The sequence below is a fragment of the Ruegeria faecimaris genome, from assembly GCF_900182615.1.
GTDB classification, from domain to species: domain Bacteria; phylum Pseudomonadota; class Alphaproteobacteria; order Rhodobacterales; family Rhodobacteraceae; genus Ruegeria; species Ruegeria faecimaris.
The window spans coordinates 13,437-40,012 of the sequence record NZ_FXTE01000016.1; the positions used below are offsets into that span (position 1 = coordinate 13,437).

General features: G+C 56.1%; 25 protein-coding genes and 1 tRNA gene. 13 read left to right on the forward strand and 13 right to left on the reverse strand.

Annotated elements, in window-relative coordinates; genetic code table 11:
• Window positions 1-102 precede the first annotated feature (102 nt).
• Window positions 103-1,740, reverse strand: a complete 1,638-nt coding sequence (locus FN806_RS17955; protein ID WP_142639693.1) for a sulfatase-like hydrolase/transferase — start codon at window positions 1,738-1,740, stop codon at window positions 103-105.
• 1 nt (window position 1,741) lies between these two features.
• Window positions 1,742-2,020, reverse strand: coding sequence for a hypothetical protein (locus tag FN806_RS17960; protein WP_142639695.1), 279 nt, complete (start codon window positions 2,018-2,020; stop codon window positions 1,742-1,744).
• A gap of 135 nt (window positions 2,021-2,155) precedes the next feature.
• Here FN806_RS17960 and FN806_RS17965 point away from each other — a divergent pair, with 135 nt between their 5' ends.
• A complete protein-coding gene (locus FN806_RS17965; protein ID WP_142639697.1) occupies window positions 2,156-3,460 on the forward strand; it encodes a tetratricopeptide repeat protein in 1,305 nt (434 codons plus the stop codon).
• A 218-nt stretch (window positions 3,461-3,678) separates the two neighbouring features.
• Here FN806_RS17965 and FN806_RS17970 read toward each other — a convergent pair whose 3' ends face one another.
• From FN806_RS17970 to FN806_RS17990, 5 genes are all read right to left on the reverse strand, one after another.
• Window positions 3,679-3,945: a hypothetical protein gene (locus tag FN806_RS17970; RefSeq protein ID WP_142639699.1), complete on the reverse strand. Its 267-nt coding sequence runs from the start codon at window positions 3,943-3,945 to the stop codon at window positions 3,679-3,681.
• Between the two features lie 276 nt (window positions 3,946-4,221).
• Window positions 4,222-4,941, reverse strand: coding sequence for an alpha/beta fold hydrolase (locus FN806_RS17975; RefSeq protein ID WP_142639701.1), 720 nt, complete (start codon window positions 4,939-4,941; stop codon window positions 4,222-4,224).
• Complete coding sequence (locus FN806_RS17980; protein ID WP_142639703.1) at window positions 4,938-6,479, reverse strand: ABC transporter permease; 1,542 nt, start codon at window positions 6,477-6,479, stop codon at window positions 4,938-4,940. The genes FN806_RS17975 and FN806_RS17980 overlap by 4 nt, the downstream gene beginning before the upstream one ends.
• Window positions 6,476-7,531 carry a quaternary amine ABC transporter ATP-binding protein gene (locus tag FN806_RS17985; protein ID WP_142639705.1) on the reverse strand — a complete coding sequence of 352 codons (1,056 nt, stop codon included), beginning with the start codon at window positions 7,529-7,531 and terminating at the stop codon, window positions 6,476-6,478. The genes FN806_RS17980 and FN806_RS17985 overlap by 4 nt, the downstream gene beginning before the upstream one ends.
• Window positions 7,532-7,598: 67 nt before the next feature.
• Window positions 7,599-8,564, reverse strand: a complete 966-nt coding sequence (locus FN806_RS17990) for an ABC transporter substrate-binding protein (RefSeq protein WP_142639707.1) — start codon at window positions 8,562-8,564, stop codon at window positions 7,599-7,601.
• A gap of 274 nt (window positions 8,565-8,838) precedes the next feature.
• On the opposite strand from FN806_RS17990, the gene FN806_RS17995 reads away from it, so the two are divergent.
• Window positions 8,839-9,717 carry a LysR family transcriptional regulator gene (locus tag FN806_RS17995; RefSeq protein ID WP_246097333.1) on the forward strand — a complete coding sequence of 293 codons (879 nt, stop codon included), beginning with the start codon at window positions 8,839-8,841 and terminating at the stop codon, window positions 9,715-9,717.
• A 61-nt stretch (window positions 9,718-9,778) separates the two neighbouring features.
• Here the strand turns inward: FN806_RS17995 and cuyB are convergent, their stop codons facing one another.
• The gene (cuyB, locus tag FN806_RS18000; RefSeq protein WP_142639709.1) at window positions 9,779-10,480 is read right to left on the reverse strand and encodes a cysteate racemase; all 702 of its coding nucleotides are present in this window, start codon (window positions 10,478-10,480) and stop codon (window positions 9,779-9,781) included.
• Window positions 10,481-10,483: 3 nt separating this feature from the next.
• On the reverse strand, window positions 10,484-11,497 hold the full coding sequence (cuyA, locus tag FN806_RS18005) for a D-cysteate sulfo-lyase (protein WP_142639711.1): 1,014 nt from the start codon (window positions 11,495-11,497) through the stop codon (window positions 10,484-10,486).
• A 122-nt stretch (window positions 11,498-11,619) separates the two neighbouring features.
• Here cuyA and FN806_RS18010 point away from each other — a divergent pair, with 122 nt between their 5' ends.
• Window positions 11,620-12,507: a LysR family transcriptional regulator gene (locus tag FN806_RS18010; protein WP_142639713.1), complete on the forward strand. Its 888-nt coding sequence runs from the start codon at window positions 11,620-11,622 to the stop codon at window positions 12,505-12,507.
• A 766-nt stretch (window positions 12,508-13,273) separates the two neighbouring features.
• Here the strand turns inward: FN806_RS18010 and FN806_RS18015 are convergent.
• The 4 genes from FN806_RS18015 to FN806_RS18030 form a co-directional block, all read right to left on the reverse strand.
• Window positions 13,274-13,350, reverse strand: a tRNA-Arg gene (locus tag FN806_RS18015).
• A gap of 64 nt (window positions 13,351-13,414) precedes the next feature.
• Window positions 13,415-14,797 (reverse strand): ATP-binding protein, encoded by a 1,383-nt coding sequence (locus tag FN806_RS18020; protein ID WP_142639715.1) that lies wholly within the window; start codon window positions 14,795-14,797, stop codon window positions 13,415-13,417.
• An 18-nt stretch (window positions 14,798-14,815) separates the two neighbouring features.
• Window positions 14,816-16,234: a dihydrolipoyl dehydrogenase family protein gene (locus tag FN806_RS18025; RefSeq protein WP_142639717.1), complete on the reverse strand. Its 1,419-nt coding sequence runs from the start codon at window positions 16,232-16,234 to the stop codon at window positions 14,816-14,818.
• A 2-nt stretch (window positions 16,235-16,236) separates the two neighbouring features.
• Window positions 16,237-16,968, reverse strand: coding sequence for a TVP38/TMEM64 family protein (locus FN806_RS18030; RefSeq protein ID WP_142639719.1), 732 nt, complete (start codon window positions 16,966-16,968; stop codon window positions 16,237-16,239).
• Between the two features lie 296 nt (window positions 16,969-17,264).
• Between FN806_RS18030 and rpmH the strand changes: the two genes are divergently transcribed.
• The 10 genes from rpmH (at window position 17,265) to argB (ending at window position 26,574) form a co-directional block, all read left to right on the forward strand.
• Entirely contained in the window at window positions 17,265-17,399 is a 135-nt protein-coding gene (rpmH, locus tag FN806_RS18035; protein ID WP_005632162.1) for a 50S ribosomal protein L34, read from the forward strand.
• A gap of 25 nt (window positions 17,400-17,424) precedes the next feature.
• The gene (gene rnpA, locus FN806_RS18040) at window positions 17,425-17,850 is read left to right on the forward strand and encodes a ribonuclease P protein component (RefSeq protein ID WP_142639721.1); all 426 of its coding nucleotides are present in this window, start codon (window positions 17,425-17,427) and stop codon (window positions 17,848-17,850) included.
• A complete protein-coding gene (gene yidD / locus FN806_RS18045) occupies window positions 17,847-18,083 on the forward strand; it encodes a membrane protein insertion efficiency factor YidD (RefSeq protein ID WP_142639723.1) in 237 nt (78 codons plus the stop codon). Before rnpA ends, yidD begins: the two co-directional genes overlap by 4 nt.
• 66 nt (window positions 18,084-18,149) lie before the next feature.
• Window positions 18,150-19,757 (forward strand): acyl-CoA dehydrogenase family protein, encoded by a 1,608-nt coding sequence (locus FN806_RS18050; RefSeq protein ID WP_142639725.1) that lies wholly within the window; start codon window positions 18,150-18,152, stop codon window positions 19,755-19,757.
• A gap of 44 nt (window positions 19,758-19,801) precedes the next feature.
• Window positions 19,802-20,695: a tRNA 2-thiocytidine(32) synthetase TtcA gene (gene ttcA, locus FN806_RS18055; protein WP_142639727.1), complete on the forward strand. Its 894-nt coding sequence runs from the start codon at window positions 19,802-19,804 to the stop codon at window positions 20,693-20,695.
• Window positions 20,696-20,768: 73 nt separating this feature from the next.
• On the forward strand, window positions 20,769-22,313 hold the full coding sequence (locus FN806_RS18060; protein WP_142639729.1) for a putative bifunctional diguanylate cyclase/phosphodiesterase: 1,545 nt from the start codon (window positions 20,769-20,771) through the stop codon (window positions 22,311-22,313).
• A gap of 123 nt (window positions 22,314-22,436) precedes the next feature.
• On the forward strand, window positions 22,437-24,266 hold the full coding sequence (yidC, locus tag FN806_RS18065; protein ID WP_142639731.1) for a membrane protein insertase YidC: 1,830 nt from the start codon (window positions 22,437-22,439) through the stop codon (window positions 24,264-24,266).
• Window positions 24,263-25,000, forward strand: coding sequence for an MOSC domain-containing protein (locus tag FN806_RS18070; RefSeq protein ID WP_142639733.1), 738 nt, complete (start codon window positions 24,263-24,265; stop codon window positions 24,998-25,000). Before yidC ends, FN806_RS18070 begins: the two co-directional genes overlap by 4 nt.
• Window positions 24,997-25,650, forward strand: coding sequence for a ribosome biogenesis GTP-binding protein YihA/YsxC (gene yihA / locus FN806_RS18075; protein ID WP_142639735.1), 654 nt, complete (start codon window positions 24,997-24,999; stop codon window positions 25,648-25,650). The genes FN806_RS18070 and yihA overlap by 4 nt, the downstream gene beginning before the upstream one ends.
• A 60-nt stretch (window positions 25,651-25,710) precedes the next feature.
• Complete coding sequence (argB, locus tag FN806_RS18080) at window positions 25,711-26,574, forward strand: acetylglutamate kinase (protein ID WP_142639737.1); 864 nt, start codon at window positions 25,711-25,713, stop codon at window positions 26,572-26,574.
• Window positions 26,575-26,576: the final 2 nt, after the last annotated feature.

Below are 26,576 nucleotides of genomic sequence, written 5' to 3' on the forward strand. Positions count from 1 at the left end.
TCCGTCTCCCCCAGGTTTGAAGCCGAGCTTCGGTGTTTGATCTTTGATGCGTTAACCAATTGTAACATCGTTATATTCAGATATTTACTTAAATTTGCGACGTCACTGCCAGCTCATGAATACATCACGGGTCAGTTCAGTTTCCGGACGCAGGTTTTCGATGCCCTCATAGGGGGTACCTTTGCCGATCTCTGAATGTGGATATTTGGCGATCATCTTCTGGTGGCGCTTTATCATATCCTGAAAAGATGCACCGGCCCAAAGCGAGTAGCCAACCAACGGGTGTTCCTCACGAGGGTCCCGATAGATGTTATAGGTTGGAGCAGCCGCGCCGGGTTGACCAGGGGCAGGAAGGTGCATCTTGAATTCTTGTTTAACGACCGAGCGCAAGACAGGGCCTTCGTAGACATAGACATAGTCGCGCCGACCGTTCCCCTCGCCGTTCAACAGTAACGCCGTCTGGTCAATGCCGTCTATCACACGGTCCCTTGGGATAAAGGCGGTGGCTCCGGCAATTCGCGCCATTGTGGTGAAGATATCTGAAACATGAACGATGTCGCCAGCTGCAGTGTTGGGTTCGATCACACCGGGCCAGCGAATGAACGCATCGGTTCTTACTCCGCCTTCAAGATGCTGAGTTTTGCCTCCGCGATAGATTAGTTGGTTCAGGCCGGATGAGCCTTCATAGTGATACATCAGACCATTATCTGCCATCAGAACAACAATTGTGTTGTCTGCCGTGCCGGTTTCTTCAAGCTTGGCCAAGAGATCTCCAATCCATCCATCAAGCAGTTGCAGCTTGTCGGCATGAAACCCGCCATTTCGTGAAATTGCCTGATCCGGGTAGACGAAGTTCAACGGGTACAGCGGCCAGTATTGCAAGAAGAACGGCGCATCCTCGGAGGCTACACGTTCGAGTTGCTCCAGCGCCTGCCGTTGATATCGTTCGTTCATCTCTTCATATTTGGCCTGCGTCCAAACCTCACCGGCTGACATGTCTACTTCCAGGGCGGGCCCACCGGCTTCGGCCTCGACACCGGTGACAAGACCATATGGCTTGAAGCGCTCATCCAGCAGGAACTGATTGTTCTGCCCCTCGGGCACGTAGCCGAGCATGGCGTTGGACCTCATTGCCTCGGGGATCATGAGGCTCAGCTGCACTTGCTGGTGTAGTGGAAATGCGGCCCAGTCGAATCCCTGATTGTGTGGGTATGATTGCTCAATGTCACCTTGGTGCCATTTGCCGATATGCGCCGTATTGTAGCCGACTTGTTTCAGTATCTCCGGCAGTGTCACCTCGCTGGTCGGAAGACCTTCTCCGACCAAAGCCACTTTCACCTCTTCGACACCGGCGCGTATTGGGTGGCGCCCTGTCAGCATGGCGGTACGTGTGGGAGTACAAGAGGGTTCGGTATACATGCGCATCAGCGACATGCCTTCGGTAGCCAACTGATTGATGCTGGGTGTCTCGATCCCCATGACGTAATTCATCTTGCGGTCACCCATCTGACCAAAGCTTACATCATCGATCAAGATGTAGAGGAAATTAGGAGGCTTGCCGCCATTGGCCGCACGAATTTCGGTCAGCTTGGCGTCGACTTCAACGTCTTGCGCATCCCATGCCTCACCAAACTGCGCGCGAAGGAATTCGAACTCGCCGTCATGAACAATCGGGGTTTCCTGAGCAAGCGCGGAGCCGGCACCAATCAACAACGCAGGCAAAATGTATCTAAGTCTCATGTCAAACCTCCAAATCTTTGTTCCGTACCGATTCCGAATCAAGGCCATGCGCCTGCAACCGTCCGTCAATACTGCTGCGCAGGTCCGAAAGGCTTTCTGCCAGATCGGCGAGATAGCGCATCTGAAGAACAGACTGCGACCTTGGCGGCACCGCCAGTTCGGCGAAGACCTCTTTGTAGTCGCGGCAAATTCGATCAAACTCTTGGTCTTTTGCCCGCAGGTCCTGCAGCAGGCGACCCGCTTCGGGAAATTGGGATTCAAAGAACTCATCATCCGTCATTGGCAGCGCCCTTCAGGCATTCGTTTGCCAAGCATGCATCCAACAGAATATGTATTGAACGTATAAAGCCGCATGCTACCGTAGCACCATGGCGACAAACCCTTATTGCGAAAGGATAGTTCTTTGACCGTCAGCATGGACGATCAGGAACAGAATGACACTCAACAGTTCTCGGCCGAGCAGGTGCGCGATGCGTTGGATAGGGTTCAGAAGTCAGATGAATTCAAAGGGTCCGCCCGCATGCGATCTTTTCTGTCTTATGTTGTGATGGAATCGCTCGAGGGTCGTTCCAACGAGATACGCGCCAAAACCATTGCGATGGATGTTTATGGATACGACGCGGATGAGCTATTGAAACGCGAAGGCGTCGTACGCGTGGATGCGGGACGTGTTCGGCGAAAACTCCAAGCTTATTATGAAAGTAATGGGATCGCTGACGAATTGGTAATCTCATTGCCTGTCGGAAGTTACGCACCCGAGTTTTTGCCGGGCTCCAATCGAAGCAGACAACCATTACGCGGAAGGCGACAGGCTTACGCAGCCGTTATCTCGCTTTCACTTCTAGTAGCCGGTATTCTAGTCGGTGTTCTGATCGGCCGCGGTTCGCAATCTGTTGCTCCAATAACTGGCAAAACTGCGATCTACGACGTGTCGCCAGCCCGCGTCGAAGCAATGAACCTAAGCAACGCTGGCCGGGATCTGATTTTTCCGGTTACAGATTTGGCACGCCTTCAACCTGCGTTGTTGATATTCCAAACAGCAATTGAACGAGATCCGTTTTATTACGGGGGGTATGCTGGCGCTTCTCAGGTCGAAACCATGTTCGCCATCATGAAATCTGGCGATCCCGGTTCTGATGAGTTTTTGCACGCGGCCGACAAGAATAGTGCTTATGCTTTGGAATTGGCTCCGGATGCAGCATGGCCGCTTTCAGCGCGAGCCTGGTTTGAATTTGGGGTGGGCAATTACGATAGCGCAGTTCGATTATCCCAACGGGCCGTAGGTTTGGCACCCGATGATTCACATGTTGCTGAATTCGATGCCTTGATTTCCCTTTATACATCTGATTTTGAACGAGTTTTGTCTCAATCAGCGCGATATAGAGTCCTGGCCTCACAAGGAGGGGGACTTGTATTTGACAATGCATTGGGTGCGGCTCAGTTCCATACGGGAGACTATGCTGCCGCAATCAGGACGTTTGATGAAACAATATCGCGTGGTGGGCCGTTCGGACCAATTTCCGCAGCTTACCTTATGGCAGCCCACTGGAGGAACGGAGAACAAGCAGAGGCACAGCGGCTTGCAAAAGTATTTTCGGACACTTGGCCAAGCTTCCCTCTCGAAGCACTGAAGGCTCGAGTGTTTGTAGACCCGCAGCCAGTTCAAGAGCTGATCAGTGCAATGAAGGCTGCGGGTTGGTCAGGAACCGTCAGGCCCTGATTCTACGCAGTAGGATGTGTCACAATCAATTTGCTTAGATTGGAATGACATAAAGACCAGCGTAAAAATGCCAGCGCCATGCCGCGAAGTAGAGTTTGTTTGCGCCGCCCTCGGACAGCGCAGGTGTATCGGTAATAGTCATCTAGTGGCCTCCAAGCACAATCGCGCCGCATCCAGCGGGATACGGGCATCTTTGATTTCAATAGAAGGTAATGAAATCAGGCGTGAGGCAGGTCGCGGGTCAAACGCGCGGGATCGAGATCATTGCGCTCGGCAACGCGCTTGGCGATAAATTCGAAAGTTTGCGTTGCTGTGGTCTGTACGAAGCGTGGACAACTGTCTTGAATCAGAACGGACGTGTTGCTGATGCGGCAAGCTTCGCAATCAACGGTCACTGGTGCGCTGTCGCCATCTATATTTCCGCAGATGCCGCTCAACTGCCCGCCTGCCGCAATATAGGCGGTGAGTTCCGGGGTCGTAGACATGGGAGCTGTCCGATGCGCAAAGCTCAGCATTCGTGACTTTGGGCTCAGAGCCGACCTCAGATGCGGCGCGGCATCTGCCAGTTTCGCAGAACCAGCATCGTGGCAGAACGGCCCATAAGAGACATTCTACAACCGAGCGGATTACTGAAATACAGCGTTGCAAACCGGCGTTTGCTGCCAGTGCATACCCATTCGCAGCAATATCTACACTATCCGGGAAAGACCGGAATTGGTCACGACAGCGGTCGTTCTAACATTTTGGCTGCAGACAAGCTGTCAGGCGGTACAAAAATCTCGCAGTATCGAATTAAAGAGCCCCGGCTTCTCTAAATGCGTCGCGTGAGCACATCCAGGTATCACGGCGAGGTTGGCGTCGGGAATTGATTGCCACAATTGTTCGGTTTGGCTCCATGGATAGGTCCGATCCCGGTCACCCCAAATCACCAACGTACGGGTCATGATATCCGCCAAATGTTTGGCGCCGCTCCAACTTTCCATTGCGTCGAGCCCAATTAGCATGGTTTGCAGGCTGCATTGTTCTGCAATCATAGCACAGTCCTCATAGGCCGCAGCTTTTCCCCGATCAAGAAACCAGGTTGCCGCAATACGTCTGGCCGTGGCTCTTGGTCCTTCTGTATTGGCCCGATGCTTTGAGGTGTCGATTGTCTCAAACCGGCCGGGTAAAATGCCGATTGTTCCGGTTCCGTACAGCACCAACTGGTCGATGCGGTCGGGTGCACGGGCAACCATTTCCTGAACGATCATCCCGCCCATTGAATGGCCGATCAGGATAAACCGCTCAATCCCACGCGCGCTTAATTCTCTCAGCGCCCACTCGGCAAAGCCCGCAATACTGGCGGGGGCCTCGAGATGTGCGTTTTCACCAAATCCTGGTAGATCCAGGGCCACGACATTGAAACCGGCCAGAGCATCGACTTGCCCCAACCAATGCTGACTGCCGCCCAAAAATCCATGGACGAATACGACAGGTGTCATTTGCGCCCACCCTGTACAATGCGATCAAGGATCATGGCGCAGAAAAGGATCGCAAACCCGGCGAGGATGCCTTGGCCCACATTGGCATATTGCAACGCTTCCAGCACGTCCTCACCCAGCCCCTTGGCGCCAATCAGCGAGGCCACGACGACCATCGCCAGCGACAACATAATCGTCTGGTTGATCCCCGCGCGGATCGATGGGCTTGCTAATGGAAGATCTACTTTAGTGAGCAAGTACCACTTATTGGCACCGAAACTAATAGCTGCTTCGCGCACGCTTTCTGGTACACCACGCAGACCAAGAACGGTCAATCGTACCACCGGTGTGCCGCCAAAAATCATCGTGACCACAACCGCCGCTGGCTTTCCAACGCCGAAGAACGCAATCACAGGCACCATGAACACGAAGGCTGGCATGGTTTGCATGAAATCCATGATCGGCTGGATAAACGCATAGAACCGTGGGCGACGGGCAGCAAACATGCCGAGCGGAATTCCGATAACAATCGACAGACACGCCGCTGTCCCCAACAAGGCCAGCGTCGTCATGGCACCTTCCCAGAAACCCAGCAGACCCATATAGGCCAGAAATGCGCCCGAATAGATCGCCGTGCTGATGCCCGCTGTCAGCCAGGTCAGCAGAATAATCAAGCTCGCAATCACGATCCATGGCGTCTGAACCAGTATGACTTCTAGCGCATCCAACAGAGTGCGGATGCCGAATGTCAGCCCATCAAAGAAGGTCTCGCTGTTGCGTACGCACCAGGCGATGAAATCTTCTACCCAAGTGATACTGGTCAGGCGGATGTTTGGGTCTGTCGGAAAATGGCTAAGCAGTGAAAAGCGCCCTGGGAAGCTGTAATGCAACATTGCCGCGGCGACGATTAACGCCATGAAGATTGCGCTGAACACGATCTGCGACACCGGCATGGCCGAACGGATCGAACGATCCGATAGCCACTCCGAGAAACGCGCCTCAAGCGCCCAGTTCGCCACCTGTGACTGTATGAATTTGATGATGATCAGTATGATCAGGCCGGTTAGAATGATGTAAGGACCTTCAGCTGCCATCGCCTCGGCCTCGGCACGGATACCCCCTATGTTTTCTTCAAGCGAGTCCACCGTTCGCTGATAGACATCGATCTTGTCCGAATTGTTTTCGATAGCCGCCGCCAATTGCTGACGGCGCAGTTCAAGCGTCCCTTCAATCGATGCAATACGCTCCATTGCCTCGGCTGCCAGATCGCCGAACAACCCTCGCGCAATCTGCACAAAGGCTATTGTTTCGAGGATCAGAAATGGTAACGCCCATGACCACAGACCTCGCGCACCGAACCAGACCGGACCAAACAATCCGGCCATCAGATTGAAAGTTGGTGTAAAGCGGGACGATGCACCAATCTTGTCGAAATTACGGATGTAGTAGTCAGGGCTGGTGCGCACAAATGTGCGAATGTTTTCACGCCGCTCTTCGGCATAGGCAAGGGCCGCTTCGCTTTCGGTATCTTCCAGCGGGTTCACATCAGAAATGCTCATGACACTTCGGTCCCTTCGATCACGGTGCGCAACAGATCGGCACGGGTTATGACGCCAACATCCACGCCGCCGTCCTCCACAAGGATTGCGCTACTGTTGTCGATCGCCAGATTGATCAGCGTGCTCAGATTTTCGTCTTCATTCACGCGCGGGGCATCCGACGGTAGCGGTCCATGGGCCGCAATATGTTCTGGAATTGGCCGCATGACCGCATGGGCGCGCACAACTTTGAGGCGTGAAATACCCGCAACGAAATCAGCCACATAGTCATCAGCGGGGTTCATCACGATGTCTTCGGCTGTCCCGATCTGCACCACCTTGCCGTCCCGCATGATGGCGATCCGATTGCCGATGCGGACGGCTTCATCAAGGTCATGGGTAATGAAGATCGTAGTCTTCTTGAGAATCTTGCTCAGCCGGATGAATTCATCCTGTAATTGTCGCCGGATCAGCGGATCAAGGGCCGAAAACGGTTCATCCATCAAAAGCACGTCGGGGTTGGCGGCCAAGGCGCGGGCCAGACCCACACGTTGTTGCATGCCACCGGACAGCTCGTGTGCGAACTTTGACCCCCAGGCGCCCAGTTCGACAATATCGAGAATAGCAGCAGCCTGACGCATGCGTTCATTCTTGCTGACCTGTCGGATTTCCAGTGGCATTGCCACGTTATCCAACACCGACCGATGCGGCATCAGCGCAAAGTTCTGAAACACCATACCGATTTTGTTGTTGCGAAACTGCTGAAGCTCTTTTGGCCCCAAGGCCATGACATCAGTGCCTTCGATTTCGATCTTACCAGCTGTCGGCTCCAGCAGTCGGTTGAAATGGCGAACCAGGGTGGATTTACCGCTGCCTGACAGACCCATGATGCAAAAAATCTCACCCCGGTTTACCGACAGGCTGACATCAGCGACGCCGACAACACAGTTGTATTCGGCCAGCACTTGGGACTTGTCCAACCCGCGGTCGCGGATCGCCTGCAGCGCCACCTCGGGTCTGCCTCCGAAAATTTTCCAGACATTCGAAATTTCGATAACGGTGTCGTCGCTCATAGGTCCTCCAGAGATCTGCTTTTGGGTGGCGCCAACAGATGCCGCCACCCTGTTTCTGGAAGTGGGATCAGAGACCCAGCCAAGCGTCGACGCGATCCGGGTTCGCTTCGACCCATTCGCGGGCAACCTCTGCCGGATCGCGACCTTTGCCGCTGATCTCATAGGCGAAACCGCTGACATCATCCGCAGTCAATGCGAAATTCGCGAAGAAATCAGCAATCGCAGGTGAGCGGTCTGGCAACGTATTAGACCATGCGATCTGGACGTTCTTCAGGGCGTCTTTGGTGGCTACACTGGATTTGCTATACCAATCCGGATCGTCCGATGGCTGCACCATCACGTATTTTGCCGGGTCGAACGTCGGCTCGCTCAGCATTTGAACGTCGAACATGTACCAGACCGCGTGTGGCTTGTAGCAATAGAAGGCATAGCCCTCGCCTTTGGCGATGCTGTCTTTGATACGCGCGGTCTTCACACTTTCTTCTGCACGCACGGGCTCGATGAAATCAAGCAGACCGTAGTCGCGCGTTTTCACCTCGTTCACATTGGCCGAAGCCCAGCCGGGGGCGCCAATCCACATCTCACCCTTGCCGTTGCCATCGCTGTCCATCAGGGCGGCGACATCAGGGCGGCCCAGATCAGCTATGTCGGTGATATTGTTGGCCTCACCAAAGTCCTTGCTGACGCAAAAACCCTGATTGCCTTCGTAGGGGTTCGAGGACAATGTTACCGTACCGGCCTCGTCGACATACTTCTTGGTAAAGCTCTCCTGATTGGGCAGCCACACATCTGGATGCACGTCGATGTCACCTTTGCCCTGATCCATGGCTTGAAAGATGGTTGCATTGTTACCGGGCACATATTCAACCGTCCCGCCGATGCGCGTTTCAACAACGGCACCCAGAAGATGAGCGATTGCCTGCGCCCCGGTCCAAGACGGCACACCGATTTTAACCTCTTCCGCCGCGAATGCGGGCATCGCATAGATACCTACCGCCGCTGCCATACCAAATGCCTTTAGCTTGTTTCTCATGATAGTCTCCTCTGTTGAATTGCGCCGTATTTTGGCGTCGTTTTTTTAGTCAATCTCATTCCCATCGCTCGGCGGTGTCGTACAAAGTCGTCTCGGGCTGCGACTTCGGACGGAAGGGGAAAAGGGGGACAAACCGCCAGGCCCTAGCTTAAAGTCTAGAGCATGAGGTTTTCTGAGGGCCAATTCGAACATTTCATCAAACTATTCCCGCAATGCATAGTTTTGAGTATGCTCGACCAATGCTTCCTTGGAAATGCAGGTACACACATTGGATTTGAACTGGCTGCGCGACTTTGAATGCCTCGCCCGGACACTGAACTTCACCCGAGCCTCCGATGAACGCAACATCACACAATCCGCATTCAGTCGTAGAATCAAAGCGTTGGAGAGCTGGGTCGGGCTGCCTCTGGTCAATCGCGCCACCTATCCTGTTCAATTGACAGAAGCAGGTCAACAATTCTTGCCGGTCGCTTTAGCGGCGATCTCACAACTGTCAGAATCCCGTCAATCGCTGCGGGATGCCGATCGTGGGGATAGCCGTTTCATCCGGTTTTCGGTCCTCCACACGATCGCGGTTAATTTTTTGGCAAGTCGCATCGAAGAGTTGCAGATGCAAATTCCCGATCTGCGCACTCGAGTATTGTCCGATTCCCTAAGCACCTGCTGTGACCTGTTGGTCGAGGGCGCAGTGGACATTCTCTTGTGTTACAATCACCACTCGGTTTCACCGATGATTGATGAAACCGCATTTGAGCGAAAAGACCTGTTAAAGGATCGTCTGGTGCCAGTGGCTACAGCTGATTCAGCGCGTGCCATGGGTTGGAGTCTCGCAGAGCAGGATGGCCCACCCATCCCCTATCTGGCATATGATCGTTCTTCGTTTTTAGGCATGGTTGTAGAAAATACCATAGACCGCAAACCCCTGAACGCCGAGACGATTTATGTTGATAGTCTGGTTGAGACAATCAAGAGACGCCTGATTACCGGAAGCGGCTTTGCCTGGATGCCCGAAACTGCGATTTCGCCAGAGCTGGACGCGGGATTGCTGGTGCCAATCGGCGATGACGCGTGGTGTGCCACCTTGACGATTTCCGCATTTGCCAATCCGGCGACCTTTGATCAGACAGCGCAACAGCTTTGGGACCAATTATGAACAAAGGTATCTGTTGACTTACAGATTGCCTCCGAACGCTGTGGCGCACTTATTCAATCGCCTAAACTTGCCCTGCGTGGGAAAATTCGACAATCGCCTGGACAAGCAGGTCAATCGTATCAATGGCATTGACCTCGGCCGCAACACTATCAGCGATGAGCGAGAATTCTGAGCAAGCCACAAGCTGCAGGTCTGCTCCTGCGGCAACAAGTTCTTTCGAGGCAACTCTTAGTGTTTCACGCCCTTCATTGCACGGGCCGTCCGTCTTAATTTTTCGGATCGCTGCAAGCATTTTTTCATCGTCTGCCGGCCAAACAACCGAAAGCCCACGCGTTTGCAGCGTTGTCTCGAATAGATAAGTACGTTGTACGGCTGGCGAGGCAAGCATTCCGATACATCCCCCTGACCCAAGCGTCCGAGCTGCATATTCAGCTGCCAGTTCGATCAAGTTCAGCAAGGGGATGTCCACGGAATCCGTAATCGCCTTGGCATAGTGATGGGCGGTGTTGCACGGCATCGCCAGCGCTAAGGCTCCAGCATCTTCTAGCCGACGCGCCATAGCGGCAAGCGTCGGCCCCGGATCCTCGCCGACGCCGTCGAGCAGATGACGAACCCGCGACGGCACCTGCGGGTTCATGTCGATCAACAAAGGTATGTGGTCTTGGTCATCAGTTGCGGGTACTGCCGCCACCAGCTTGCGCTGGAGGAGGATCGTCGCTTCGGGCCCCATACCGCCAAGAATTCCAACCGGGCGCAGTGTCATGGCTCAGACAGTCACCCAGCGGTTTTGATGATCAAAGGCAAAATCATACCCCCCAAGGGCTGCGGCACCCCCGGTGTGCAGGAACACAATCCGTTCGCCATTGAACTCACCCTTGCGCGCAAGATCAATCAGACCGGCTGCGCCCTTGGCCGAATAGCACGGGTCGAGAAGGATACCTTCGAGCTCTGCAAACATCCGGATCGCCTCAATGCCGCTTTTGGTCGGCAGGCCATAGCCCTCGCCGACATAGTCAGTATTGGCCTTCACGTCTTCGCGCTTGACTACACCAGCACAGCCCAGTTTCTCGGCTGTTTTACAGGCCAGGTCATATACCATCTGTTCCTGCTTGGGCTGCGGTGCCCTTGTGCCGATGCCCAGCACGGGCACCTGCGCATTCATGGCACACATGCCCGTCACCAATCCGGCTTGCGTTCCCGAAGAGCCGGTTGCATGCACCAATCTGTCAATTTGCAAACCACTGTTATTTGCTTGTGACAACAGCTCAAAGGCCGCGTTCACATAGCCGAGTGCGCCGATCGGGTTCGATCCACCGCCGGGAATGACATAGACATTGTGCCCTTCCGCGCGCTTCTTTTCGGCTGCTTTTTCCATCTCACCCGGCATGTCGTGGCCGCCGGGAAATTTCTCAGTCGTGGCCCCATGCAAATGGTCCAGCAGGACGTTGCCGTTGGTGTTGTAGTTTCCATCCTGGTAACCGGTGCGATCCTCCAAAAGGATGTGACAGGCAAGCCCCAGCTTGGCGGCAAATGCAGCCGTCTGCCGACCGTGGTTGGTTTGCGTGGCCCCTTGGGTCATCACCATGTCGGCACCCTGCGCCTCGGCCTCAGCCATTAGAAATTCAAGCTTGCGGGTCTTGTTGCCGCCGGTCGACATACCGGTGCAATCATCGCGTTTGATCCATATTTCGACCCCCAGCTCTTTTGACAATCGCGTCATGGGTTCAAGCGGTGTTGGAAGATGGGCAAGATGCAGACGGGGAAAACGGGCAAGGTGCATGTCATGGTTCCTAATATTTGCTTTTGTCAACTTACTACGCGCTGAGGCGCATTCCTAATTCGAACTTCGGTACATAAATTGCAGGAATTGCATGTTGTCACGAACTGCACTATCGATCCGCCATGCGTCTTGAGTGGATCGATGATATATTGGCCGTGCTTGATAGCGGCTCTCTCGCCCGCGCCGCTGAAAAGCGATTGCTGACGCAATCTGCGTTTACTCGACGGGTGCGGCTTATCGAAGACAACATCGGCGCAACGCTGTTTGATCGCCGCCGCAAGCCAGTCTCTTTGATGCCAGGCGTGCGGGAACTGGAATTTGAATTACGTGAACTCAGCACCCGGCTGCATGGGCTTCGGCACAGCCTAAAAACCGCGAGTGATCAGGCCGGCAAGTCGCTGTCTTTCGTTTGCCAACACGCCCTCACAACGACGGTTTCCCCCGAAATTGTGCGTGTTTTGACTGAAGATGGCGAAACCTCGGTTCGCGTGCGGTCAGGAAATCAAGACGAGTGCCTACTGCATCTGATTTCGAAGGAGGTCGATTTTGCCATCATGTACGCGGTGCCTGATGACAAGATGCAAGAACCCGTCAACGTATTTGAAACCAAAACGCTGGGGATGGATACGTTAATTCCCGTCTGCGCGCCTGCTGTGCGTCCGCAAGTGACGGAAGCCGCAATTCCAACAATCAGCTACCCGCCCGAGGTTTTTCTCGGGCAGGTCTATTCCCGGATGATCGCCCCGCGTTTGCCTGAAGGTAAAACCGCAATACCCAAGGCCGAAACCGCGCTTACATTGGCCATTCTAGAATACGCCCTGAATGAAATCGGAATTGCCTGGCTGCCCCACTCGCTGGTCGCGACCCACCTTTCTGACGGCAGGCTTATGTGCATCGAAGATGTGCTGCCCACTCAAATTCTGGCAATCAGGATGGTCCGCTTGGCAAAAGCGCAGCCAGATCATGCGGAGCAAATATGGAAACAACTTGAAGACATTTTAAGTTTCTAGTTTTCCCGCTGCACTCTCTATCCCAAATGGCAAGCCGCCCCTAAACAGAAGGGCTTGATTTTCCCTTACACACCCTTCGCCAGACCGAAAAAAAACGAAGCCCACACGCAAAACGCTTCGTTATCGCAAAAACTGCTACATCCTAAGCACCTGATCTTGGCAGCAGTCGTCTCTCGAACATGCCCAGCTGCCAAAGAAACGATACAAGCGAGTGGCCACTTTGACCGTTGTGGTTTTTGAAATTCGAATACGCGGCGAACTTCCGCATTCCGCCCATTTTTTCGAAAAACAACGTGTTCTGGCGCAAAGAGTTACGGCGCAGCCCACACCGTCGCACTTGTTTTGGGGCCAGCCGGATTTGGACTAGCCAAACGCCCCTGGCCATCAGGGGAAAGACGCTGCCTTCCCGCTCGGGCAACCCTATTAGACAAAACCGTGTCCTCGACCGTGCCTGCGGGCCGCGCCACCTCCGTCGAATAGCATTGCCTCGCACCCTCCCGCGTTCGCCACGTGGCAGATTAGCAGGAACAGGCAGCTTCGCTGTCAGACCTACAAATCAGCTCTGATTTTCCAAGAGGGGCGATCAGATCAAACCAAACTGTCTGCGGGAGTATGAAATGGGGGCGGCGTGCTATTTGATGACGCAAAGGTCAAATTCAACCGATGTCCAACGTTGGGGGCGCCTTCTGATGTCGAACGTTCACTGCTTTTCTGGTCCAACTATGACGGTTGGGTCAGGTTCGTGTGACGTTCAACAGGAAACCAGTGGCGGACCGAGGAGGATTCGAACCCCCGACCCCTTGATTCGTAGTCAAGTACTCTATCCAGCTGAGCTATCGGTCCGCGTTGGTGAGGCGCTATGTAGACCCGGTATTCGGGACGTGCAAGTTGATTCTGTAAAAATAATTCAAAAAGCCCCATCGCCCCGCGGGAGGCGAATTTCAAAGGTGGTACCTGTTGACCCTGTCTCGGTCAGAACAAGGTCACCCCCATGGCCCCGCAACAGTTCCTGTGAGATCGCCAAACCCAGACCCGACCCGCCTTTGCGGACGCCACCCTGAAAGGGTGTGAACAGATTTTCACGCGCTTTGGCCGGCAGGCCCGGCCCTGTGTCGCTGATCTGAATACACCAGTTGGCGTCCTGCTCTTGCCCGGACAGGGTGATCCGACCGGGCTTTCCTGATGCAACCAGCGCCTGACGGGCATTTCGAACGAGATTCATCATGACACGGAAAATCTGTTCAGGATCAGCTCGTACGACCAACTCTTCCGGCACATCATTGATGATCTCGACACAGGCATCGGCAACGGCAAGTTTCTCGCTCGCAACCACATCCTCGGCCACAGTGCGGAGCGGAACCAGTGTAAGCGACGGTGCAGGTTCTTCAGCGCGGCCAAATGCCAATGTGCTTTCGCACAGGGTTACCGCTCGGGTGATCGAGTTCACCAGCTTAGGGGCCATGCGACGCACCAACGGGTCTTCGCTGGATTCGATCCGGTCGGTAAACAGCTGGGCCGAGGTCAGGATGTTGCGCAGATCGTGGCTCACCTTGGCCACAGCCCCGCCCAGCTGCGCCAGACGCTCGCGCTGTTTCAGGGCCTGGGTCAGTTCGGTTTGCAACTGTTTCAGCGCCTCTTCGGCCTCGCGCAGCTCGGTCACTTTGGAATCCGGTGAGATGATTCCACGGGCATCTTCGGGGGCGCTGGCATAGCGCTGCATATATCCGACAACGCTTTTGATGGGCTTTACCAGAACCACCCGAACCGCAAGAAACAGGAAAAAAGCCGTGATGATCGAAATCACAAATGACAGGCCCAGAATGCGTAACCCATAATCCGTCATCGCCATACGCAAAGGCATGCTGTCAGTCGTCACCTCAATCAGCAGACCTGCGCCTTTCACAGGCTCGCCAATTACACGGATGACTTCATTTTCCGGCGTGAACAACCGCACGACAGCATCCCGGATCAAAACCCATGGTCGCGCGTCACGCAGGTCATAGGTCTTGCTGATCTGCCCTGGAATAGGAGAGGACAGCATCAACTGGCGCATCTCGTCTCGCCGTAGAACCACGTTATAGACGCCCGCATTGGCCAGCAGTTCAGCCTCAAGGTCCTCGGCCAGCATATCATCGGCCAACAAAGCGAGCGATGCGATCTGAGCGCGCTCCAGCCGGTTCAGCAGGAAATCTTCGCGGAATCGCGCAATCGAAGGGACAAAAATCAGAACCTCGGCCAACATCACGAAGACCGTCGTCAGGATCAGAAATCGGCCTGACAGCGAGTTCACATTGCTCTCCCTTCCAGGTCAGGGCATCCAGCGCTGGACGAACCTGACTACGCGTTTAACCGTTTGATTCTCAAACAGCCTTGGAGAGAAATAAGCGCCCGCCACCCGTTTGTTAAGCTCTCCAATCGTCGGATAGGGCGAAACCATCGCGGCGACCTGCCCCATCTTCAGATTATTGGCCAAGGCCAGCGACCACAAGTTGATCAGTTCGCCCGCCTGATGACCAACGATTGTGGCCCCCACCGGACGGCCTTTGACGACCATGACCTTGATGAAACCATTCGTTTTACGCTCGGAAATGGCGCGGTCGTTGTGGTGATAGTCAAACCGCGCAATTTCCATCTTATCGCCATGCTCGGCGCGCGCCTGCACCTCGGTCAGGCCAACCTGCGCCAGCTCGGGGTCGGTGTAGGTCGCCCAGGGGATATGTGCGGTTTTCGCCTTGGAGGGCAGCCCAAACAGCGCCGAACGAATGATAATCCCCGCGTGATAGCCCGCCACATGAGTGAATTGCAGCCCACCCGCGACATCTCCGATCGCATAGACCCTGCGGTTCGTGGTGCGCAGGGTGTCGTCGACCTTGATGCCGGTTCGGATGGGCTCGATCCCGGCAGCGGCAAGGTTGAGGCGGTCGGTATTGGCCTTTCGCCCCGCAGCCAGCAGCAGATGCGTGCCCGAGAAGATCTCGCCGTTCTCGGTCACCACCTCAACCGCGCCATCGGAGCCGCGAATCTGTGCCACCATCGCCTGTTCATGGATCGCAACGCCCTCGGCGCGCAGGCTGTCCAGCACGACCTCTGCCGCCTCGGGGTCATCCTTTCCCAGCGCCTTTTGCCCTTCGATGACTGTGACCTTGCAACCGAGCCGAATATGCGCCTGCGCCATCTCCATCCCGAGGGGGCCACCGCCGATGATCAGCAGATGATCGGGCTTGTCGCGCAGATCAAAGATAGTCTCGTTGGTATAATACGGCACCTTGTCCAAACCGGGGATCGACGGAATCAGTGGTGAAGAGCCTGTTGCAATCACAACCCGCCTCGCGGTGATCAGATGATCCCCCGCCTGAACCTGTGTCGGAGAGACAAAGCTGCCATATTCCCGGATCACCTTGACACCGAAGCTTTCGAACCGCTCTTGGCTGTCCATCGGCTCGATCTGCGCAATCACATCATGCACGTGGTCCTTGGCGGCGGCGTAATCCACCTGTGGCACCACATCCGCCACACCCAGCGCCGAGGCATGCGCTTGCCCATAGGCGGCCTTGCCGCTGGCAATCAGGGCCTTGGACGGGACGCAGCCGAAATTCAGACAATCCCCGCCCATCTTGTGACCTTCCAGCAGGATCACATCCGCACCCATCTGGCTCGCCCCCGCGGCGACCGACAGCCCACCTGACCCGGCCCCGATCACCAGGATATCGGATTTCAGTTCTTGCATGATCAGCTGTCCTTTTGGCCGCGCAGCGTTTTGATCAGAATGGGCAGAGCCGCCAGCACGCACAAGCCAACAATCGGGCCGATAACGAAGGGCTCCCACAGCAGTGAGACGTCCGGCGTCTCACCCCGGTCGAACACTCCGCCCAGCCCGACGCCAATCCAAGTATAGACGATACCGCCGGGAATGATGCCCAGCGCCGTGGTGAACAGAAAGTTGCGGAACTTCACCCCCACCAGCGCCGGCACCAGATTGGCCATAAAAAACGGAACCACCGGGACAAGGCGCAGCAAGAACAGGACCGAGATCTCATTCTCGCGCAGGCCGTCCTTCAGCTTTTTGATCGTGCCTTCCGAGGCTTCAAGCCGTGCTGTCAACGACGCCCCCAACCCCCAGCGCGCCGCCAGAAAAATCGCAGAAGCCCCAATGGTCGCTGAAAAGATGTTGAAGACCGTGCCTGCGAAAAGGCCAAACAGGAACCCTCCGGTCATCGAGGCCACCGCAGCGCCGGGCAGCGAGAACGCAACGATGGCAATGTAAATCGCTATGAACGCTCCTGCCATTGCCCAGTAATTGGCATCACGCCAACCCAAAAGGGCCTCTCGGTTGTCGCGCAGGGTTTCAAAAGTCAGGTATTCACCCAGTGTAAAGTAACCCACAGCGGCTACGGCAAGAATCACCAGCAAAGGAATATGTCGCGCAAGCCCGCTGCGCGGGGCCTGAGTTGTATCGCTCATAATGGTGTCCGGTTTTGTGCGTCTCATTCTGGCCTCAACATGCGACGTCACGCGCCCGGGCAACAGGGGCCTCACGCTGCCTTGATCTTTTCGACAGTGAATGTGAGGGTTTTGTGCCTAAAATCCGTATTTTTGAAATCTTTTAACGCGCGGGATTATAGAATTGTTGCAAAAGGCTGCAAAACCCCCACCAAGGGGTTTGACTTACCCCCCGCTTGGCAGTAGAGGACGGGCTTCGAACACCACGGGCAGGCGAATCCGCGCTGCACCCGACCGAATAGATTGGAGACGGAGCGATGAAACGCACCTATCAGCCTTCGAACCTGGTTCGCAAACGCCGCCACGGTTTCCGCGCGCGCATGGCCACCAAGGCCGGCCGCAAGATCCTGAACTCGCGCCGCGCACGTGGCCGCAAGTCGCTGAGCGCATAAACCGCTCACCGATCAGGTTATGAACATGACGCCGCCGGAGGCCCCTGAGGATGGTAAGAACCAACCTGGGGATACGCCCCCGGCGGCGTCCGTTTGCGCATCCGAAACTTTGACCATTCTCAGGAAACGATCCGAATTCCTGAACGCTGCGCGTGCGCGTCGGCAGGGCACATCATCAATGATGGTGCAGGCGCGCAAACGCGCCGAGGGCGAGGCGGACGGGATTCGCGTCGGCTTCACCTGTTCCAAAAAGGTCGGCAATGCCGTGGCTCGCAACCGGGCCAAGCGACGCCTGCGCGAAGCTGCGCGCGCGGTACTGCCTGAGAAGGGGCAGGACGGCTGGGATTACGTGCTGATCGGTCGCGCCGATGTCACAGCCGGACGCCCCTATGCGGCGCTGCTGGATGATTTGCGCTATGCTCTGCGTAAAGTCCATGCTGCGCGGAAATGACATTGCTCTCGCATATCCTTGCCTTACCCATTCGGGCGTACCGGTTGATGTTCAGCCCTTGGGTCGGGTTCAACTGCCGCTATCAGCCTACATGCTCGGCCTATGCGTTGGAGGCACTGGAAAAACACGGTGCCATCAAGGGCACATGGCTGGCCGCGCGACGGATTGGGCGTTGCCACCCTTTGGGTGGTGACGGGTATGATCCGGTTCCGGACCGTGAAGATCCCTCCTGACCCGTCGTCGGACTTGACCGGAGCGCACCTTCGCTGAACAGTTGTGCTGTTCAATTCGAGGGCCAGATGACATCTGACGCGCGCCATTCCCTACCCACGCATGACGTTCTGAATCAGCCGCCTGTGCGAGCAGATTTAGACCTTTGGGCCTCTGACCCAGTACTGCAAAATGTGGCAGGCGCGCGAAGCTCTATTCTTCGCAACTATGGTGCAGACCTTGGGCGTGCTGCAGTCAGAGACATGGCGCGCGAGGCCAATTTCCACTCCCCAGAACTTGTGCTGTTTGACCAAGGTGGACGCCGCCTGGATGAAGTGCGTTTCACTCATTCATACCATCACCTGATGCAACTCAGTCAATCATCCGGATACGCAGCCGTTGCCTGGTCTGACCTCCCGAATGGTCACGCCACCCACGCCGCCATGGTCTACCTTGCCAGTCAGGTCGAACCCGGACATTGCTGCCCGCTGACGATGACTTACGCAGCCGTTCCAGCACTTGCGGCGAATGAAGAGATTGCCTCGATCTGGGTTCCCAGATTGACGGAATGGAACCACGATTCCTCTATCGCTCCTATCGCCTCCAAAAAAAGCGCCACGCTGGGTATGGCGATGACTGAGAAACAGGGCGGCTCGGACATTCGCACCAATACCACGACGGCCACACGCGACGGAGATCACTGGCGGTTGCGCGGGCATAAATGGTTCTGCTCGGCCCCGATGTCCGACGGTTTCCTGACACTTGCCCAGACCCCCGGCGGTCTGACCTGTTTCCTTGTGCCCCGCTGGCTGGACGGCGAACGCAATGCAATCCACCTGATGCGGCTGAAGAACAAGCTGGGCAATCGGTCCAACGCCTCGGCCGAGATTGAATACCATGATGCGCTGGCCTATCAGCTTGGCGATGAGGGCGCGGGTGTGCGCACAATCCTGGAGATGGTGCATCACACACGGCTCGACACTGCAATGGCCCCGGCAGGTCTGATGCGGGCGGCCCTCAGCGAAGCGCATTACTGGGTCAGCCATCGCAGCGCCTTTCAGCGCCGGTTGATTGACCACCCTCTGATGCGCATCGTTCTAGCCGATCTCGTGCTGGACTGGGAGGGGGCGCTGACACTGGGAATGCGTGTGGCGCAGGCTTTTGACGGTCATACACCCGAGGATAAAGCCTTTTCCCGCATCGCTGTTGCACTCGCCAAATTCCTCAACAATAAACGCTGTCCAGTCGTCGTGGTCGAAGCCATGGAGGTGTTGGGCGGCATGGGCTATGTCGAGGACACCCCCCTGCCCCTGCTCTACCGTGAAGCCCCTTTAAACGGCATCTGGGAAGGTTCGGGCAATGTGATCTGTCTGGATATCCTGCGCACCCTGACCCGCGACCCCTTGGCCGCCCAGGTCCTGCAGGCCGAGCTTGAGGCGGCAACCGGAGTGAACCGCCACTATGATGCGGCGCTGAGGGACCACCGCGCCCGCTGGACCAATATCCCACCCGAAGCCGAGGCGCGCTGGTTTGCGGAGCGCACTGCTTTGCTGCTGACGGCCTCTCAACTGATACGCCAAGCGCCCGGGCCGGTCGCTGATGGATTTGTGGCGTCTCGGTTGACAGGTAACAATGGCCGCATCCCCGGTTCGGTGTCCGGGCTGGACACTGGTGCCCTGCTTGCGCGGTTGGGCTGACCCGCACACTTGCCCGGATACGCCATCTGCTGTAGGGGCAGCGCATGTTTGACGAAGCTGACGATATCCATCCGCTGTTTGCCGGCGCGCCTTCGACCACCGAGTTCAAGAAGCTGCGCAAACGCATCGTTCGCCACACCCGCGAAGCCATCGAACACTATGGCATGGTGGACCCGTCCGCGCATGAGAAAGACGGCAAGCCACCCCGCTGGTTGGTCTGCCTGTCAGGCGGTAAGGACAGCTATACCTTGCTAGCGGTTCTGTACGAGCTGAAATGGCGCGGCCTACTACCGGTCGATCTGCTGGCTTGCAATCTGGATCAGGGCCAGCCGGGTTTTCCCGCTACCGTCCTACCCGAGTTTCTGGAACGCATGGGTGTACCGCACCGCATCGAATATCAGGACACTTACTCGGTCGTCATGGACAAGGTTCCCCAAGGCCGCACCTTTTGCGCGCTATGTTCGCGCCTGCGCCGGGGCAACCTGTACCGCATCGCGCGGGAAGAGGGCTGCTCGGCCGTGGTGCTGGGTCATCACCGTGACGACATCCTTGAGACGTTTTTCATGAACCTGTTCCACGGCGGCCGTCTAGCAACGATGCCGCCAAAGCTGGTGAACGAAGAAGGCGACCTGTTCGTCTTTCGCCCCCTTGCCCATGTCGCCGAGGCGGATTGCGAGAAATTCGCCAATGCGATGAACTACCCGATCATTCCTTGTGACCTGTGCGGCAGCCAGGACGGGTTACAACGCCAGCAGGTCAAACAGATTCTCGATCAGTGGGAAAAAAACAGCCCCGGACGGCGGCAAGTGATGTTCCGCGCCTTAACCAATGCGCGCCCTTCGCACCTTTTGGACCCGAAATTGTTTGATTTTGTTAATCTTTCCATCAATTCGAGCGAAAAAACTGAAAAAACGGATGATATTCCACAGCTGCGTTAACGAGTGACTCAGACTGATTTTCTACGGTTTGACCTGAGCGCAAGATGCTCAGGGTAAAGGCGAAGACGAACCGATGAGGAAATCTGTTTCCGTTGATCAATTTCTCGATACTCTCACCACGTATCTGAGTGGCCCGCCGGTGCTGGCCTTTGCTCCCGCCATTTCGCTTGCGGCTTTCTGGATCGGTGGAGAACGTGCGCTTGTCGTTGTGGCACTAAGCCTTCCGTTGCTGATCGTCGCCTTCGCCTCAGTCAGACGCACGCAAACTGCACGCATCTCTCCACTGCACCAACACGGAAGACTGGCGCCAACGGATAAGTTTGCCGCCGAACTTGAAAACTTCTTTGACCGTACCGATCACAATAACATGGGATCGGCTTGTATGATTATAGCCTTAGACGGGTTCACTGAATTTGTTGACCTGCACGGAAATGCGGCCGCGACCCATCTGTCCAGCCAATTTTGTGACCGCATCTTCTCGGTCATTCGAACCGGCGATATTGCAACACGATTAGACGAGTGCAAAATAGCCATCGGCCTGCGCCCGTCACAGCATCTCAATCTCGAAGCCTGTATTCAGATGTCGGGCCGCATCCAATCCGCCGTTGAAGAGCCGATCACCCTAAACGGCACCACTGCCTATGTCTCGTGTTCAATCGGTTTTTGCCTGCAATCCGCAGTTCGCGGATCCGGGTTTGAAAATTGGATTGATGCCGCATCTGCTGCGCTATGCGAAGCTCAGCGTAATGGGCCCTCAACGATCCGCGCCTTTTCAAACGAAACCCGCCGTAGATCCAATATCAGGGCCAACCTTCGCAAAGAGTTCGAGGCTGCGCTGGACAACGGACAAATCCGCCCCTGGTTTCAGCCTCAGGTTTCCACAGATACAGGGCGGGTTACGGGGTTTGAAGCCCTGGCCCGCTGGGAGCACCCGGAAAAAGGCATCTTGAACCCACAGATATTTCTGCCTTTTGCCGAACAGGCCGAGCTGATGGAGAGGCTTGGCCAAACGATGCGGCATCATGCATTTTCCGCGATGTGCTGCTGGGACCGGAACGGGATTCACGTCCCACGAATCGGAATCAATTTTTCTTCGGATGAGCTACGAGACCCCGCTCTGCTGGACCGATTGAAATGGGAACTGGACCAAAACGACCTGACGCCCGACCGACTGGCTGTCGAAATTCTGGAAACGGTGTTTTCGCGACGTCCGGACGATGTGATTACCCGCAACGTGACCAGCCTTGCAGCACTTGGCTGTTGTATTGATCTGGATGATTTCGGCACTGGACATGCCTCGATAGCCTCGATCAAACGGTTTGATGTGACGCGGATCAAGATAGACCGAACTTTTGTGGCCAAGGCAGACAGTGATGCATCGCAACAACAATTGGTCAGCGCAATTCTGACTATGGCCGAAAGGTTGAATGTGGAAACACTCGCCGAGGGTGTTGAAACCACCGGTGAGCACGCGTTGATGGCACAGCTTGGTTGTGACCACGTTCAAGGCTTTGGCATTGGCAAGCCCATGCCGTTCGAAAAGACCATGGATTGGATCTCGGCCCATCAGAACAAAGTCAAAGGCATTCCCAAAATTGGACGGCAAGCGGGTTCCTGATCGCAGGTTTTCACCACAAAAGCCCAATCTGGAACCATAAGGCGGGCGAATCCGCTTGACCTTTGGGGCTGCACTCTGTTGAACCCACCGGGTGTGTTTCACTGCTTAAGGTGGCTGTCCCAGATGGACGATCAGAACAAGAATCTCATCCTCGCAACCGCGCTCAGCTTTGTCGTGATCCTGGTTTGGTTCGTGCTGTTTCCACCGCCCGAGCAAACCACCATTACTGATCAGGCTGAAATCAGCGCCATCGAAAGCGATGAGGTTCAGACCCCCAGCGCCTCTAGCGCGGGCACCGTAGGCGAAGCCACGGCGAGCGCAGAAGAAACGCTGCCCGGGTCCGAGGCCGCGCGGATCAAGATCGACACGCCCCGCCTTGAGGGCAGCCTGTCGTTGTCCGGTGGCCGCATCGATGAATTGTACCTGAAGGATTATAAAGTCTCGATCCAGGACGACGCACCGATTGTCGAGCTGTTCTCTCCGGTCGGATCTGAATCTGCATATTATGCGCTCTACGGATGGGCGCCTGGCGCTGGTGTCACCGGCACGGACGTACCCGGGCCGAACACGGTCTGGATCGTCGAAAATGGTGAAACACTTGGGGTGAACGCTCCAGTTACGTTGAAGTGGGAGAATGGCAATGGCCTGACCTTCCGCCGTACCATCTCGGTGGACGAGAACTATATGTTCGAAGTCACACAAGCGGTGGAAAACAACACACAAGCCGAGGTCGGCATGGCGCCATATGGCATCCTCGCCCGCCATGGCATCGGCGAAGATGGCGACCTGCCCGGACTTAAGAATTTCTTCATCCTGCATGAAGGCGTGATGGTCATGGCCGACGGTGTTCTGGATGAAATCGACTACGGCGATGTGCGCGACTTTGACATTGATCCGAACGAACGGGCGCAAGCCGAGGTCTTTCAGGTCAAAGACGGTGGCTGGGTCGGCTTTACTGATCACTATTGGATGACCACCCTGATCCCGGCTGAGGGCACGACCTTCAAGGCAGCAGCCAAATACGATGCCCGTCGCAAGATCTATCAGACGGAAACTGTACTGCCGACATTGCTTATCGCACCTGGGGCTACTGAAGAGGTCACAACCCAGCTGTTTGCCGGTGCCAAGGAATGGGAAACCATTCGTGAATATCAGGCCGAAGGCGTTCAAAAGTTCATCGACAGCATCGACTGGGGCTGGTTCTATTTCCTGACCAAGCCGATCTTCTGGCTGCTGCACAACATTAACGCCCAGATCGGCAACATGGGCTGGTCGATCATCGGCCTGACCCTGATCATCAAGGCGATCTTGTTCCCGCTGGCGTTCAAGTCCTATGTCTCGATGGCGAAGATGAAGGAACTGCAGCCGCAGATGGAGGCCCTGAAAGAGGCCGCTGGTGACGATCGTCAGAAAATGCAGCAAGGTATGATGGAACTGTACAAGAAGGAAAAGGTTAACCCCGCCGCGGGCTGTTTGCCGATCCTGATGCAGATCCCGATCTTCTTCTCGCTGTATAAGGTGATCTTTGTCACCATCGAACTGCGTCAAGCACCGTGGTTTGGCCCGTTTCAGGATCTCAGCGCACCGGATCCAACGTCAATCATGAACTTCTTCGGCTGGCTGCCTTGGGCCGGGCCGCAACCTGACACCCTTATGGCGCTGATCTTCATCGGCATCCTGCCACTGTTGCTGGGGATTTCGATGTGGCTGCAGCAAAAGCTGAACCCGGCACCAACAGACGCGACACAGGCAATGATCTTTGCCTGGATGCCCTGGGTCTTCATGTTCATGCTCGGTGGGTTTGCCAGCGGCCTTGTGGTGTACTGGATCGCGAACAACACGATCACCTTTACCCAACAGTATCTGATCATGCGCAGCCAGGGTTATAAACCGGATGTATTTGGCAACATCAAATCCGGTTTCAAGCGCGCCGCTAAGACGGATGACAAATGACGGCTGAAGTCACCCATATTTGGCGGCATCCTATGAAAAGCCATGGGCGCGAAGCCGTGCAGACCGTGACAGTGACCCCCGGGCAGACCATGCCCGGGGATCGCGTTTGGGCGGTTGCGCACGAAGCGTCCAAGGCGGATGGCACGAAATGGGTGCCCTGCGTCAATTTCAGTCGCGGATCAAAAGCCCCAGACCTGATGGCCATTTCCGCCAAGCTGGACGGGGATATGCTGACCCTGACCCATCCCAATCGCCCCGATCTAACCTTTGACCCAGATCGGGAACAGGACGTGTTTCTGGATTGGGTGCGCCCGCTGATGCCCGCGGACAGGGCGGCATCTGCCCGGATCGTTCGGATAACAGGGCGTGGGATGACAGACAGCGATTTCCCGTCAATCAGCCTGTGCAACATGGCCTCTCACCGGGCGGTTGAACAAAAACTGGGGCAAGACCTGTCAATCAAACGCTGGCGTGGTAACATCTGGTTCGATGGCCTGCCCCTGTGGGAAGAATTCGACTGGCTCGACCGCGAGTTGCAAATCGGTGAGGCCGTATTCCGCGTCCGCGAGCGGATTGTGCGCTGTTTGGCGACCACTGCGAACCCCGATACCGGCGACCGCGATGCCGACACTTTGGGCGCGCTGAACAGCTGGGGCCATCAGGATTTCGGCATCTATACCGAAGTGGTTCGCGGCGGGGTAATCTCGGTCGGTGACAAGGTGATACCGTTATGAGCACCCTACCCTTCCCTCTGGCCCAAGATCCCGATGAATTCTCGTTGGAGCGCGGACGCAAGCTGTTTGCGGGGCCTTCCGAGTTCGTCAAAGGCGTTGTCGCCATGAGCGGGCTGCCCGACCCCGACCGGCTTGAGGTCTGTTTCGCAGGCCGTTCAAATGTTGGCAAGTCCAGTTTGATCAATGCGCTGACCGGAACCAAGGGGTTGGCGCGCGCGTCGAACACGCCGGGTCGGACGCAGGAGATCAACTTTTTCACCCAGGGCCCTGAGCTATATCTGGTCGACCTTCCCGGCTATGGCTATGCCAATGCGCCGGTTAAGGTGGTGGAAAAGTGGCAGCGGTTGCTGAAACAATATCTCAGTGGCCGACAGACCCTGCGCCGGGCCTTTGTCCTGGTTGACGCGCGCCATGGGGTAAAGCCTGTTGATGCCGAGATTATGAAGCTGCTGGACACCAGTGCCGTAACCTTTCAATGCGTGCTGACCAAGGCAGACAAGGTCAAGGCCAATGAACGCGAAAAGGTTCTGAACCAGGTCCGCTCGGCCCTGTCAAAACACCCCGCCGCTTTTCCCGAAATCGTGCTGACGTCGTCCGAAAAAGGGGATGGTATCCCAACGTTGCGCTCGATCATCACGCATCTGGAATAGCTTGGCCCTTGGCAGCACCTTTCAAAGGCCCTAACACGGTGGGCCAGAGGGACCTTAGCCATGAAGACAAGAGATATGAACCGGGATTGGATCGCCACCGCCGCCACATTGAACAGCGCACTGCCCTATCTGCAGCGCTATGACGGGGCCATTGTCGTCATCAAGCTGGGCGGGCACGCCATGGGCAGCGATGAAGCGATGGAAAGCTTTGCCCGTGACGTGGTTCTGATGCGCCAGGTGGGCATCAACCCGGTTGTGGTACATGGCGGCGGTCCCATGATCAACGCGATGCTGGACAAGCTCGATATCCAATCCGATTTCGTGAACGGTAAGCGTGTGACGGACAAGGCGACTGTCGAAGTGGTCGAGATGGTGCTCTCGGGCCTCGTGAACAAACGCATTGTTCAGGCCATCAACGGACAGGGAGGGACTGCGGTTGGCCTGTCGGGCAAGGACGCCAACTTGATGATCTGTGATCAAACCGATGCCTCGCTGGGGTTTGTTGGCTCTCCTTCCGAGATGAAACCCGAAATCCTGCACGATCTGTTTACGCATGACGTGATCCCGGTAATTGCGCCTCTGGGCGCCGGGCGCGAAGGTGAGACGTTCAACGTCAACGGTGACACCGCCGCCGGTGCCATCGCCTCGGCCTTGAAGGCAGACCGTCTTCTGTTGCTGACCGACGTATCAGGCGTCAAGAACGCTGCCGGAGAGGTCGTGACCGAGCTAAAAGCCGGTCAGATCCGCGAGATGACCCTGGACGGGACCATCGCAGGCGGAATGATCCCCAAGACCGAAACGGCGCTGGACGCACTGCATAGTGGGGTGCGGGCCGTAGTCATTCTGGATGGGCGCGCGCCCAATGCGGTGCTACTGGAACTGTTCACCGAACACGGAGCTGGGTCGCTGATCCGACCCGATTGATC

Excerpts from the sequence above, each read along its gene's own strand:
- FN806_RS17990 (WP_142639707.1), bottom strand. The coding sequence starts at position 8,564 with ATGAGAAACAAGCTAAAGGCATTTGGTATGGCAGCGGCGGTAGGTATC.
- FN806_RS17965 (WP_142639697.1), top strand. The coding sequence starts at position 2,156 with ATGGACGATCAGGAACAGAATGACACTCAACAGTTCTCGGCCGAGCAG.
- FN806_RS17955 (WP_142639693.1), bottom strand. The coding sequence starts at position 1,740 with ATGAGACTTAGATACATTTTGCCTGCGTTGTTGATTGGTGCCGGCTCC.
- cuyA (WP_142639711.1), bottom strand. The coding sequence starts at position 11,497 with ATGCACCTTGCCCGTTTTCCCCGTCTGCATCTTGCCCATCTTCCAACA.
- FN806_RS17975 (WP_142639701.1), bottom strand. The coding sequence starts at position 4,941 with ATGACACCTGTCGTATTCGTCCATGGATTTTTGGGCGGCAGTCAGCAT.
- FN806_RS18060 (WP_142639729.1), top strand. The coding sequence starts at position 20,769 with ATGAGGAAATCTGTTTCCGTTGATCAATTTCTCGATACTCTCACCACG.
- FN806_RS17980 (WP_142639703.1), bottom strand. The coding sequence starts at position 6,479 with ATGAGCATTTCTGATGTGAACCCGCTGGAAGATACCGAAAGCGAAGCG.
- FN806_RS18050 (WP_142639725.1), top strand. The coding sequence starts at position 18,150 with ATGACATCTGACGCGCGCCATTCCCTACCCACGCATGACGTTCTGAAT.
- FN806_RS18030 (WP_142639719.1), bottom strand. The coding sequence starts at position 16,968 with ATGAGCGATACAACTCAGGCCCCGCGCAGCGGGCTTGCGCGACATATT.
- FN806_RS17960 (WP_142639695.1), bottom strand. The coding sequence starts at position 2,020 with ATGACGGATGATGAGTTCTTTGAATCCCAATTTCCCGAAGCGGGTCGC.
- argB (WP_142639737.1), top strand. The coding sequence starts at position 25,711 with ATGAAGACAAGAGATATGAACCGGGATTGGATCGCCACCGCCGCCACA.
- cuyB (WP_142639709.1), bottom strand. The coding sequence starts at position 10,480 with ATGACACTGCGCCCGGTTGGAATTCTTGGCGGTATGGGGCCCGAAGCG.
- FN806_RS17970 (WP_142639699.1), bottom strand. The coding sequence starts at position 3,945 with ATGTCTACGACCCCGGAACTCACCGCCTATATTGCGGCAGGCGGGCAG.
- FN806_RS18010 (WP_142639713.1), top strand. The coding sequence starts at position 11,620 with ATGCGTCTTGAGTGGATCGATGATATATTGGCCGTGCTTGATAGCGGC.
- rpmH (WP_005632162.1), top strand. The coding sequence starts at position 17,265 with ATGAAACGCACCTATCAGCCTTCGAACCTGGTTCGCAAACGCCGCCAC.
- ttcA (WP_142639727.1), top strand. The coding sequence starts at position 19,802 with ATGTTTGACGAAGCTGACGATATCCATCCGCTGTTTGCCGGCGCGCCT.
- FN806_RS18025 (WP_142639717.1), bottom strand. The coding sequence starts at position 16,234 with ATGCAAGAACTGAAATCCGATATCCTGGTGATCGGGGCCGGGTCAGGT.
- FN806_RS17985 (WP_142639705.1), bottom strand. The coding sequence starts at position 7,531 with ATGAGCGACGACACCGTTATCGAAATTTCGAATGTCTGGAAAATTTTC.
- yihA (WP_142639735.1), top strand. The coding sequence starts at position 24,997 with ATGAGCACCCTACCCTTCCCTCTGGCCCAAGATCCCGATGAATTCTCG.
- rnpA (WP_142639721.1), top strand. The coding sequence starts at position 17,425 with ATGACGCCGCCGGAGGCCCCTGAGGATGGTAAGAACCAACCTGGGGAT.
- yidC (WP_142639731.1), top strand. The coding sequence starts at position 22,437 with ATGGACGATCAGAACAAGAATCTCATCCTCGCAACCGCGCTCAGCTTT.
- FN806_RS18070 (WP_142639733.1), top strand. The coding sequence starts at position 24,263 with ATGACGGCTGAAGTCACCCATATTTGGCGGCATCCTATGAAAAGCCAT.
- yidD (WP_142639723.1), top strand. The coding sequence starts at position 17,847 with ATGACATTGCTCTCGCATATCCTTGCCTTACCCATTCGGGCGTACCGG.